This window comes from Archangium sp. (genome assembly GCF_036389735.1).
Taxonomy (GTDB): Bacteria; Myxococcota; Myxococcia; order Myxococcales; family Myxococcaceae; genus Archangium.
In genome coordinates this window covers 1-11,494 of record NZ_DASVWK010000223.1, presented here as the reverse complement: position 1 = coordinate 11,494, position 11,494 = coordinate 1, and the positions used below count along the sequence as shown (strand labels likewise).

The following is an 11,494-nucleotide window of genomic DNA, read 5'->3' as shown; positions in this document are numbered from 1 at the left end:
ACGCGCTTGCCCCCCTCCTCGTAGGAGACGACGACACGCGTGCCCACGGCGGGGCGAGCCGTGCGCTGCCCATCCCCCTCGAGCGAGAGGCCCACGAAGTGCGCCGCGTCCCTGCCCGCCCCCTGCCGCAGCGTGTTGCGGTACACGGACGCGGGCCCGTGCTGGTTGGTGATGACGGCGTCCAGGTCTCCATCGTTGTCCAGGTCCGCGAGCAGCACGCCGCGCGAGTTGTCCGGGTCGTCGAGGCCCAACTCCTTCGCCACGTCCACGAAGTGCCCGGGCTCCTCGTCGCCGAGGTTCAGGTACGCGCGGCGCGCCTCGTTCGGGTAGATGGTGCGCCCGCGGATGTCGCCCCACTTGTCCGCGTAGGTGTGGAACTCGGGCCCGGACTGCATCAGCTTGTGGTTGACGTACCAGTAGTCCTTGCGGCCCGAGTCGATGAGCGGATCCAACCGATCATCGATGTGCCCGTTGGCCTGCACGATGTCGAGCCACCCGTCGTTGTCGAGGTCCCCCGCCGCCGCGCCCCAGCCGAAGCGCCGCTCGTTGAGCGCACCGCGGAAGGTGGCCTCGTCCTTGAACTCGGGGACGAAGGGGTCGCCCTTCCCCGGGGACACCATCCACAGCAGGCTGCCCTCGGCCTGGAGCGAGTGGTGCACGTTGGACACGTACACGTCCAGGAAGCCGTTGCGGTCGAAGTCCGCCACGGTGGAGTTCATCCCCTTGTACGTGTCCTTGCCAATCTCCCCGAACAGCTTGCCCACGACACGGCGGAAGTGCTTGCCCTGCTCGTTGAGGTAGACCTCGTCCGGGCCGAAGTCGTTGGCGAGGTAGAGGTCCGTCCACCCGTCCTGGTTCAGGTCCACCGTGCTGACGGCGAGCGACCAGCGCGTCTCCTTCAGTCCCAGCGCGGCCGAGTCCAGCTTCTCGAAGGTGCCATCCCCTCGGGCGCGGTAGAGCACGTTGAGGCCACCGTTGTCCGCGTTGTGCCAGCCGTTGTGCAGGAAGCGGAGCATGCGCCTGTCCCCGGCGTACTCGGGTGGCGGCAGCCGGAAGAAGTTGAACGGGGTGGGCGTGGCGTAGTCCGGCAGGTGCGTGGTGAGGGCGTTGGCCACGAAGAGGTCCAGGTGCCCGTCCCGGTCGAAGTCGAGCAGCGTGACGGCCATGCTCACCGAGTGGTCCCCCACTCCCGCCCGCGTGGTGACGTCCTCGAACGTCGCGGTGCCCGTCTCGCGCAGCAGGTTGCGCAGCAGCTTCGAGGGCCCGAAGGCCACGGCGACGGCCAGGTCCTGGTCCCCATCGCCGTCATAGTCCACGAAGGTGCCACCGGCCGCCGCTCCCTCGGTGGTGAGGTTCGCGGCGATGCGCTCCAGGGCGGGCACCTTCACGCGCTCGAAGCGGAAGTCTCCCACGTTGCGGTAGAGCGCCGCGCGGTACGCCTCCGCCTTGAGCGCGTGGGTGAGGAAGAGGTCCACCCTCCCATCGCCGTCGAAGTCCCCGGCGGCCACCGCGTCGCCCACGCTCAACACCCACTTGGAGACGTGCAGCACGCGCGGGTCCACCTTCATCAGCACATCGTCCACGGAGGTGGTGGAGCCAAGGCCCGTATGCGAGGCCTCCAGGCGCTCCATGTGGAAGGGCAGTGGGCGCGAGAGGGCCGCGGGCGCCACCACCAGGAAGTAGCCCGCGGCCAGGGCCACCCCGAGTCCCCCCACCGCCGCCAGTCGCTTCAGCGGCCCCGGCGAGAAGAGGTCCGCGAGGTACGCGCGCGCCCCTCGCCGCCACAGGGCGCGCCCGTGCAGGTAGAGGAAGCGCGCCGACGCGCACGTGAGGGCCGCGTAGAAGAAGGTGAAGACGCTCTCCTTGAGGTGGAGCACCAGGTCCACCAGCGTGAGCGCGAGCGCGAGGAGCACCTGGGCACGCGGCGTCTTGGGAGACGTGCCCGGGTCGGTGATCATATAGAAGGTGAAGATGAAGAAGGCCGGCGCCCCGAGCGTGCCCAGGAAGAGCACCTCGGGCGGCAGGTGGTGGCGCAGGATGAACGCGCGCAGGGCCGTCTGGAGCCCGTAGAAGCCCAGGAAGCTCAGCACCAGCCACGTGCGCCCCACGCGGAAGAAGAAGAGCACCAGCGCGGCCATGACGATGAAGGCCGAGAGCGCCACCTCGCCATTGGCCCACTGGTAGGCCGGCGCGGCGGTGATCAGCTCGCGGGTGAAGAGGAGCGACGTCGCCACGCCGAACATGGACGGGTTGAAGACGTGGCGGCCCTCGAAGGTGAGCACGTACTTGGAGCCGATGGTGAGCCACACCGGCAGTAGCAGCATCCAGCTCGAGTGCGAGTAGTTGAGCAGCAGCGCCAGCGAGCAGCACGAGATGTAGCCGCTCAAGGGCACCACCTTCTCGCGGCGCAGCAGCCAGCCCAGCCCCGCGTCCAGCACGCTGCCGCTCACCACGATGGCCGCCATCTGCCACGGGCTGCGGTTGAAGCCGAAGAAGGAGAAGCCCAGCACGCCATACAGCGTGAGGATGGCGGCGAAGGGGATGCGGGGGTCGTTCCACCGGGGCCACACCCAGCCCCACCGCTCGACACGGGGCGTCGTGTGCACCACGGTGCCCACCGGCACCGGGTGTGTCACAGCCTGCTCAGCTCTCATGGAATGCGCCTCCACGCGCGCTCCGAGAGTGCCGCGCTCCCGCGCTCCTTGTCCAGGACGGGTAGGGGCTTGCATGTCCCCCCGCATGCCTGCCCACCATGTCACCGCGTCCCATGCACTCCTCCGCTCGCGTCCTCTCCCCCGCAAACCCCGGGCTCCTCCCGGTTGATGCACCCCGTGAGGGGGTGCTTCCACCGCGAGCCCCCGTCCCCCCGGAGCTGCTGGGACGTGCCTCCCTGTCGGGGCTGTTGCGGCTCGCCGCCCTCCAGTGGGGCTACCTCCTCCTGGGCTGGTGCGGCCTCGTGCTCTTCCCCCGCGCGGCCCCGCTGCTCGCCCTGCTCCTCGCCGGCCGGCTGCACGCGCTCGGCGTCATCCTCCATGACGCCATCCACCTGCCCTGGCGCCGCAAGGGCCCCGCGCTCCGTCTGCTGGAGCTGCTCGCCGGGCTCCCCGTCGCCACCACGCTGGAGGCCATGCGCTACCACCACCTGCGCCACCACCGCGATGCGGGCCTGCCCTCGGACCCGTACCGGCGCCCTCCCGCGAGCCCCTGGCGCCAGGCCCTCATGTGGCTCCGTGTCCTCCCCATCCTCCCCTTCTGGGTGTTGCGCGGGCCCTTCGGACTGCTCGCGTGGGGGCTGCCCGCGCTGCGTCAGCCGTACGCGCGGCTCTTCCTCCAGGATCGCTCCGGGAAGGACCTCACCCACGACGCCGAGGTGCTCGCCTGCGTCCGCGCCGAGACCGCTCAGGTCCTCTTCCACCTCGCGGTGCTCGCCGCCGCCCTGCGCTGGCCCCACGCGGTGGGCCTCGGCTACGGGCTGCCCTTCCTATTGGCCTCGGGGCTGTGCGCGTGGCGACTGCTCGCCGAACACACTCCCCGGACGGTCCAGGGTCGCACCCTGGGTGATGTGCTCGCGTGCACTTCGGACCACGGATTGGGCTGGCTGGGCCGGCTGTTCACCGCTCCCCTCAACGTGGGCTGCCACGTGGTGCACCACCTGCACCCCCAGGTGTCCCTCCACCACCTGCCCCGCCTGCGCGCCTGGTACCTCCTGCGTTACGATACGCTCTACCCCCGCCCTCGCCGTCCCTAGATGCTCGCTCCGCACACCCGCGTCCTCATCCTCGTCCTGCTGGGCCTGTCCGTCCTGCTCGGCATCCTCTTCCACGGAAGGCAGAACGTCCGGAAGGCCCGTGGCGGCCGCATCTCCCCGCCCAAGCTCGCGTGGCTCTTCTACGCCATCTTCCTCTGGTTCCTGCTCTGCCCGCTGGTGTCGCTCGACACCTCCATCCACCCGCACCTGCGCATGGTGCTCGGCGCCTTCGGCGCCTTCATGTGGGTGCGCGGCGTGGCCGAGCTCTACATGCTCTACGTCTCCTACAACTGGAAGCCACCCTACGGCATCGGCCATGACGTGCTGTGCATCCTGCTCGTCCTGTGCGGCGTCTCCTGGTTCCGGCTCAACCACGAGGGCCCGCTCTCGCGCATGGATGTGTGGGCGCTGTCGTTGCTCGCCCTCGTGCTGGTGAGCCTCCTGGTCGAGGTGATGTACGCCACGCTCTTCTTCCAGGCCGTGGAGGGACACACCACGGGGGATGACGGCATCTGGTTCGCCGACGAGGAGCAGGCCCGCTTCCGCCGCATCAACCGCATCACCCTCGCCTGCAACGTCCCGCTCTACGCGAGCCTCGCCGCGCTGCTCTTCCTGGCGCTGGGCCCCGGACCCTCCCCGCTGTGAAAAAACGCGCCGCGCCGCGCGACGAGCCGCCCGTCCTCTCGTTCAGAACGTAGCGGACTACCCGTTCAGAATGGGAAAACTGGATTTCGCAGCGATGTTCCCAGGCCGGAAAATCTCTGCTAATATTTCCATTGAGTTGAAAATCTACAACCCTGGTTCAGCAAGCGGGCGTGACAGACCCGTGTGACAGGTTGCCAGCGTGACGGCGGTGGGGAGGCTCCAGGAACCCCCGACCAGGGGCCCGCCGTCATGGACCGTACCTCCCTTTACCCGCACGAAGGACGGACGATGAAGGCATTCTCTTTCCACTCCCGCGTTACCCGCACGTTGATGATGGGTCTGGCCCTGGTGGTCGCCCCCGCGGCCCAGGCCACCAGCATCAAGGTGCTGGAGCCGCGTCTCTCCACGGTGAAGCCCACCAGTCCCGAGCTCGAGCCGGAGACGTCGGTGCAGCGCCTGGTGGTGAAGTTCCACGAGGGGACCCGGGTACGCCTGCGCGGTGGGATGATGCGCGCGCTGGCCGCCGAGCGCGGTGTGGCCGAGGCCGGCTACATGAAGCGCCGCGGCCTGTCCGAGGCGAAGCTCCAGGCGGACCTCAGCGCCCTCCACAAGCTGCTCGTGCGCGTGCCGCGTCTGGGCTCGGCCTCGCGCCTCTTCCGCCAGGACGAGCTCACCCTGTCCGAGGGCAAGCGCCTCGCCGAGGAGCGCAGTGGCAAGCAGATGGCGGACCTGGACCTGTACTTCGAGCTGCCGCTGCGGCCCGGCACCCTCGCCGGTGACCTCAACGAGCTGGTGATGCAGCTCAACGCGCTCGACAGCGTGGAGATCGCCTACCTCGAGGCGACGACCCGTCCGGCCTGGTTCAACACGGGCGCGAGCGGCATGGCGGCCACCCCCGGGTCGTACGAGAGCCAGCAGGGCTACCTGGACGCGGCTCCTGGCGGCATCGACGCCCGCTTCGCCTGGAGGGTGCCGGGGGGCACCGGCACGGGCGTGAAGATCGTCGACGTGGAGGGCGCCTGGAACGGCTCGCACGAGGATCTGCCCGCCTTCTTCCACGAGGGTGGCATCCCGTTCAACGAGACGGGTTGGCGCGACCACGGCACCGCGGTGATGGGCGTGATGGCGGGCAAGGCCAACGGGTATGGCATCACCGGCATCGCCCACGGGGCCCAGGTGGGCCGCGAGGGCATCGCCAACCAGAGCGTCGCGAGCGCCATCACCCGCGCGGCACTCGCCGCGGGCCAGGGCGGCGTCGTGCTGGTGCAGCTCCAGGCCCCGGGGCCTCGCACCAGCCGGGACTGCGTCTGCAACACGAGCCAGTGCAATGAGGTCCCCCTGGAGTACTGGCAGGCCAACTTCGACGCCATCGCCCAGGCCACCGCCAACGGCGTGCACGTGGTGGAGGCCGCCGGCAACGGCAGCGTCAACCTGGATGACGCGGCCTACCGCGGCGCCTTCGACCGCTCGGTACGGGACTCGGGCGCCATCTTCGTGGCCGCCGGCACCGCCACCACCCACGCGCCCATGTGCTGGACCAACCATGGCAGCCGCGTGGACGTGCACGCCTGGGGCGAGCAGGTCGTCACCCTGGGCTACGGCGACCTGTTCAGCTCCGGCGAGAACCGGTCGTACACGGCCACCTTCAGCGGCACCTCCAGCGCCTCGCCCATCGTGGTGGGCGCGGTGGCCAGCCTCCAGGGTGCCGCCCTCGCCGCCGGCCAGGGCCCCCTCGAGCCGCGCGCCCTGCGTGACCTGCTGAGCAGCACCGGCACGCCCCAGGCCTCCGGCACGAAGCGGATCGGCTCCCTGCCCGACCTGCGCGGCGCCCTGCCGCGACTGCTCGCGCGCTGAGCGAGGGCCCCCTGCCCCGCGCTTCCCCCTGGGGATCGCGGGGCTCGGGCCTACGCGGAGAGCTGCTCCTCGTCACCGTGGATGAGCCAGCGCCGCGCCGCCGCGTCGTCCGTGAAGCGGCGCAGGATCTTGTCCGTGCCGCTCTCGCGGGCCACCCGGTTGAGCTGGAGGACGGCGAGCTGGCTCTCCACCATCTCGGCCACCCGCTTCACCCCGTTGTGCAGCCCGAACTCCTGCACCGCGCGCAGCATCTCCGCCACCTGGGGCGAGGAGGGGCGGAAGGTGCGCATGTCCGCCTTGATCTTCACCTCCCGTCCCGCGAAGCCCAGGGTGGCGGCCTTGAGTTCCTCGACGAAACGGCTCATCTCGTCCTGCCGGATGAGCCCGTCCAGCACGAGGTCGATGATGGCGTGCTCCTTGTCGAGATCGATCCTGTACACGACCACTCTCCTCGCGCGACGGAGCGCGGTGGGGGGAATTGAGAGGGAAGACGAAGGGTGAATCTATCACTACCCACGGCCGTGGATGGCCACCATCCGGTGTGTCGGGTAGTCAGCCCCCCTCCAGGTGGGAGAGCAACAGCTCCAGACCTCGGGCCGCCGCGGCACGTCGGATGGAGGCCCGGTCCCCGCTGAAGACGTGTCGCTCGCAGGTGGTGGCTCCGCCCCGCCGGCTCACCACGAGGTGGACGAGGCCCACCGGCTTGGCGGCCGAGCCACCTGTCGGGCCGGCGATGCCCGTCTCCGCCAGGGCCACGTCCGCGTGGGAGTGGGCCAGCGCGCCCTCGGCCAGGGCCCGCGCCACCTCCTCGCTGACGGCCCCGTGGGCCACCATCAGCGCCACGGGCACGTCGAGCAGCTCCGTCTTGGCCTCGTTGGAGTAGGGGATGAAGCCCCGCTCCACCACGGCCGAGGCCCCGGGGATGTCCGTGAGGCACGCGGCGATCAGGCCCCCGGTGCTGGCCTCGGCCAGGGCGAGCTTCACCCCCGCGCGACGGCAGGCCTCCAGCACCCGCCGCCCGCGCTCCTCCCACTCCGGCTCCATGGATTACCTCGCGTCCGCGGTGGCGCAGTGGACCGCCACCAGCGTCTCCTCCTTGTACCCCACGCCCACGTAGCCCGGGTGCTGGCGGATGTGGACCGCCGGGTGCGGCGAACTCCAATCGCCCTCGAAGCGCCGCACGGGAGAGAAGCCCGCCCCCCGCAGCCGCTCCCGCCACGTCTCCACGCGCTCGTGGCGCTCGTAGCGCTGGGCGTCGTCCACCGTGCCGAGGATGTCCTCGAACTCGCGACCGAAGAAGCGCTTGATGCCGTTGCGCTCGCGCACGGGCAGGTCCAACCGGTCCACCAGCTCGAAGTTGTGGGAGAAGTGGTGCCAGGCGTTGTGGAAGCGCTGGGCCAGCGAGTCGGTGACGTGGTCGGAGTTGGGCTCGCACAGCACCACGCCGACGGGCTCGAGCTCGCGCAGCCGGTTGAAGATGAGCTGCCGATCCACGCCCGCGGCCATGTGGTGGAAGGCGAAGGCCCCGTGCACCACGCGCGGTCCGGGGTTGTCGTGCAAGCAGCCCCAGTCATCCTCGTGGAGCTGCTCGATGACCTTGGGGATGCCGCGGAAGCGCAGGGTGAGGCCCAGCTCGCGGGCCGCGTCCGAGAGCGCCACCTCCGCCTGGCGCAGGCTGCGCTCGTCGGGCTCCACGCCCACCACGGTGAGCCGCCGGAGCGAGGAGCCGGACGCCTTCAACAGGTGCAGCAGGGCCACCTCCTGCCGCCCCGTGCCCAGGCCCACGTCCACGAGCGTGGCCTCCTCGTGGCCCGCGAGCAGGCCACGGATGAGGTCGTTGGCGATGACGCCCGCCAGGCTCACCATCGGCAGCCGCTGGGCCACGAGGTTGAAGAGGGAGATCTGCGGCAGCTCGAAGCGCCGCAGGTAGAGGTTCATCTGTTGGGCCTCGCCCACGCCCAGCCGCCGGGCCAGTGCCGTGGCGAAGAGGAAGTACTGCATGTCCTCCGCGACGGCATCCACGTCCAACCGCCGGGTGAGCGCCGCCAGCGAACGTCGGGCGGCCGAGGCCTGTCCCTCGATGAGTTCCTCCAACGCACGAGTCAGAAGCGAGAATTTCTCCGAGCGCACGTCTCCCACCTTCCTTCCCCCCCATTCTGGACTCGAGGATTCTTCCCGAGTTGAGAGGATTTCGTCCATCCCGGGTCTACTCCGCCCGCCAGGAGGAAGTGACCCCGAGGGGTCCGGTTGGATCACTGGCTCGTGACCGCGGGTGTTACCGGCGGCGTTTTCCGCCCCCACCGAAAGCGATGAGCAGGATGCCGCCCACCACGCCCGCGCCGCCAAGGGCGAGGTCTCGTTGTGTCCGTTCGGTGTAACGGCCAGTGAAGGTCTCCATGGCGCGCTCGGACATGGAGCCGGTGGCGCGGTAGGCCGTCACCAGGAACACGGTACCGGCGACGACGAGCATGAATCCCACGATGCGGGCGATCCCCACGACGTTTCCTCTCGCTGATGTTGAACGGGGCCGGGGCGTCCCGGCGCCCCGCGCACGTTAGTGCGGAACCCGCGCCTCGGGGGTAGCTTCCGCGCCCATGGCGTCTTCTCTTCTCGAGACCTTCCTCACCCGCGCCCACCAGTCTCCCGAGCGGCCCGTCCTCGACTTCGAGCAGCAGCGCTTCACCGCCGGGCAGCTCGCCAGCCGCGTCGCCGCCTTCGCCAGTGCCCTCCAGCGCCGCGGGCTGAAGTCCGGGGAGCGCGTGGCCCTCTTCCTGGAGAACAGCCCCGCCTTCGTCCTCGCCTACCTTGGCACGCAGTACGCCGGCGGCGTCGTCGTCCTCGTCAACACCCAGTACCGGCAGGTGGAGCTCGGCCACATCCTCGCCGACGCCGGAGCACGCGTCTGTGTCACCGGGGCCGCCGGCGCCGCCGAGCTCGCGCCCCTGAAGGCCTCGCTGCCCGCCCTGGAGTGGCTCGTCACCGTGGAACCCGCCACCGTCCCCGTGCCCTGGCCCACCGTCGACTTCGACGCGCTGCTCGCCGAGGGCGACGCCACCGCCTCCCTGGCCCTGCCCACGGGCGAGCAGCTCGCCGTGCTCGGCTACACCTCCGGCACCACCGGCCGCTCCAAGGGCGCCATGCTGCTGCACCGCAACCTGCTCGCCAACGTGCGCGCCGTCACCGAGGCCTGGCGCTGGACGGAGCGGGACAGGCTCCTGCTCACCCTGCCCCTCTTCCACACCCACGGCCTCATGGTGGGCCTGCATGGGACGCTCTACTCCGGGGGCAGCGTGGACCTGCGCCGCCGCTTCGTCGCCTCCGAGGCCCTCGCCGCCCTCCGGGACGACGCCTCCCTGACGATGTTCTTCGGCGTGCCCACCATGTACGGCCGCCTCGTCGAGGAGGCCCGCCGCTCCGGCCTCCGCCCGCGCCAGCCGCGGCTGCTCGTCTCCGGCTCCGCCCCGCTCAGCCCCCAGCTCTTCCACGACGTGGAGGAGACGTTCGGCCAGCGCATCCTCGAGCGCTACGGGATGACGGAGACCCTCATGAACACCACCAACCCCTACGAGGGCGAGCGGCGCCCCGGCACCGTGGGCATGCCCTACCCCGGCCAGGAGGCCCGGGTGGTGGACGTGCGCACCCGCCAGCCACTGCCCGCGGGAGAGACGGGGGAGATTGAAGTACGCGGCCCGCACGTCTTCGCCGGCTACTGGCAGCGCCCGGACGCCACCGCCGAGGCCTTCGACCCCGAGGGGTGGTTTCGCACCGGGGACCTCGGCCTGCGCGACGGCGACGGCTACTTCCAGATTACGGGCCGCGCCCGCGAGCTCATCATCAGCGGCGGCTTCAACGTGTACCCGCGCGAGGTGGAGGAGGTGCTCGCCACGCACCCCGCCGTCGCCGAGGTGGCGGTGCTCGGACTGCCGGACCCGGACTTCGGCGAGCAGGTGGTGGCCGTCGTCGTCCCGAGCGCCGGCACCTCCTCGCCCGACGCCCAGGTCCTGGTGGACTACTGCAAGGACCGGCTCGCCAGCTTCAAGAAGCCGCGCCGCGTCCTCTTCGTGGACGCCCTGCCGCGCAACGCCCTGGGCAAGGTGCAGAAGCACCTGTTGCGCGAGCGGCTCCAGACCCCTGTCTAGAAATCAACACGTGCCCGGAGGTTCGGGGCCCTGTCGGACACTCGTAACGGAAAACTCCTCGGAAGGTGTCGGGTACCGATAGTGTCCCGGTGGTGAGAAGGAGTGAGAGCGTGAACGAAGCCGAGCTCTCCAAGGAGCCCGTCCAACGCGTCGCCAGCGGGTCCGCCGGCCTGGACATCGTCCTGAATGGCGGGTGGATGCACGGGGGCACCTACATGGTCACCGGCTCGCCCGGGACGGGGAAGACCATCCTCGGCAACCAGCTCTGCTTCTCGCACGTGGCCAGCGGCGGGCGCGCCGTCTTCATCACCCTGCTGTCCGAGTCCCACGGGCGGATGATGACGCACCTGGGCCAGATGAGCTTCTTCCAGCGAGACATCATCGGCCAGTCGCTGCACTACATGAGCGGCTACGCCACGCTCAAGGCCGGGGGACTCGAGGGCCTGTCGAAGCTGCTCTACCGCGCGGTGCGCGAGCACCGGGCCAGCGTGCTCGTCGTGGACGGACTGCTGGCGGTGCAGGAGAGCGCCGGCTCCACGCTGGTCCTGCGCGAGTTCCTCCACGCCCTGGGCGTGCACAACGCGCTGGCCGGCTGCACCACGCTGGTGCTCACCAACCGGCAGGAGAGCGCCTCGGACCCGCAGTTCGCCATGGTGGACGGGGTGCTGCGGCTGGAGATGCAGGTGGAGGGGCTCCGGTCCGTGCGTACCCTGGAGGTGACGAAGCTGCGCGGCGGACCCCAGCTCACCGGCCGGCACACCTTCGAGATCAACACCGATGGGCTCGTCGTCTACCCGCGCATCGAGTCGCTCTACCCCCAGCCGCCCCAGGTGATGCCGGAGCCAGGCGCACGGCTGGGCCTCGGCGTGCCGGAGCTGGACGAGATGCTCCACGGCGGGGTGCCTGGCCACTCCAGCACGCTGGTGTTCGGCGCGCCGGGCACCGGCAAGACGCTGCTGGGGCTGCACTTCCTGGCCACTGGCGCGCGCGTGGGTGAGCAGGGCCTCTATTTCGGCTTCATGGAGACGCCCCCGCGCTTGATGGCGAAGGCCGCCTGCGTGGGGCAGGCGCTGGACCCGTGGGTGGACACGGGCCGGCTGGTGCTCAC

At 70.4% G+C, this 11,494-nt stretch carries 10 protein-coding genes; 5 read left to right on the top strand and 5 right to left on the bottom strand.

From position 1 onward, the window contains the following. A partial coding sequence (locus VF794_RS08255) for an FG-GAP-like repeat-containing protein (protein ID WP_331108636.1) occupies positions 1 to 2,654 on the bottom strand: 2,654 nt, incomplete at its 3' end. Positions 2,655 to 2,839: 185 nt separating this feature from the next. Here VF794_RS08255 and VF794_RS08250 point away from each other — a divergent pair. The 3 genes from VF794_RS08250 (at position 2,840) to VF794_RS08240 (ending at position 6,247) form a co-directional block, all read left to right on the top strand. Beyond that, positions 2,840 to 3,748, top strand: coding sequence for a fatty acid desaturase (locus tag VF794_RS08250; protein WP_331108635.1), 909 nt, complete (start codon positions 2,840 to 2,842; stop codon positions 3,746 to 3,748). Further along, a complete protein-coding gene (locus VF794_RS08245) occupies positions 3,749 to 4,393 on the top strand; it encodes a hypothetical protein (protein ID WP_331108634.1) in 645 nt (214 codons plus the stop codon). A 288-nt stretch (positions 4,394 to 4,681) separates the two neighbouring features. Further along, positions 4,682 to 6,247 (top strand): S8 family peptidase, encoded by a 1,566-nt coding sequence (locus VF794_RS08240; RefSeq protein WP_331108633.1) that lies wholly within the window; start codon positions 4,682 to 4,684, stop codon positions 6,245 to 6,247. A gap of 50 nt (positions 6,248 to 6,297) precedes the next feature. Here the strand turns inward: VF794_RS08240 and VF794_RS08235 are convergent, their stop codons facing one another. The 4 genes from VF794_RS08235 to VF794_RS08220 all read right to left on the bottom strand — a co-directional run bounded on the left by VF794_RS08235 (position 6,298) and on the right by VF794_RS08220 (position 8,744). Further along, positions 6,298 to 6,687, bottom strand: a complete 390-nt coding sequence (locus tag VF794_RS08235; RefSeq protein WP_331108632.1) for an STAS/SEC14 domain-containing protein — start codon at positions 6,685 to 6,687, stop codon at positions 6,298 to 6,300. Positions 6,688 to 6,799: 112 nt separating this feature from the next. Continuing rightward, on the bottom strand, positions 6,800 to 7,291 hold the full coding sequence (locus tag VF794_RS08230) for a CinA family protein (protein ID WP_331108631.1): 492 nt from the start codon (positions 7,289 to 7,291) through the stop codon (positions 6,800 to 6,802). Positions 7,292 to 7,294: 3 nt separating this feature from the next. Then, a complete protein-coding gene (locus tag VF794_RS08225) occupies positions 7,295 to 8,377 on the bottom strand; it encodes a GRAS family protein (RefSeq protein WP_331108630.1) in 1,083 nt (360 codons plus the stop codon). A gap of 145 nt (positions 8,378 to 8,522) precedes the next feature. Then, positions 8,523 to 8,744 carry a DUF3185 family protein gene (locus tag VF794_RS08220; RefSeq protein WP_331108629.1) on the bottom strand — a complete coding sequence of 74 codons (222 nt, stop codon included), beginning with the start codon at positions 8,742 to 8,744 and terminating at the stop codon, positions 8,523 to 8,525. A 97-nt stretch (positions 8,745 to 8,841) separates the two neighbouring features. On the opposite strand from VF794_RS08220, the gene VF794_RS08215 reads away from it, so the two are divergent. Both VF794_RS08215 and VF794_RS08210 read left to right on the top strand, forming a co-directional pair. After that, entirely contained in the window at positions 8,842 to 10,386 is a 1,545-nt protein-coding gene (locus VF794_RS08215) for an AMP-binding protein (RefSeq protein WP_331108628.1), read from the top strand. Between the two features lie 110 nt (positions 10,387 to 10,496). Beyond that, a partial coding sequence (locus VF794_RS08210; RefSeq protein WP_331108627.1) for an RAD55 family ATPase occupies positions 10,497 to 11,494 on the top strand: 998 nt, incomplete at its 3' end.

Coding starts and splice junctions, on each gene's coding strand:
- VF794_RS08245 (WP_331108634.1), top strand. CDS start 3,749: ATGCTCGCTCCGCACACCCGCGTCCTCATCCTCGTCCTGCTGGGCCTG.
- VF794_RS08240 (WP_331108633.1), top strand. CDS start 4,682: ATGAAGGCATTCTCTTTCCACTCCCGCGTTACCCGCACGTTGATGATG.
- VF794_RS08230 (WP_331108631.1), bottom strand. CDS start 7,291: ATGGAGCCGGAGTGGGAGGAGCGCGGGCGGCGGGTGCTGGAGGCCTGC.
- VF794_RS08215 (WP_331108628.1), top strand. CDS start 8,842: ATGGCGTCTTCTCTTCTCGAGACCTTCCTCACCCGCGCCCACCAGTCT.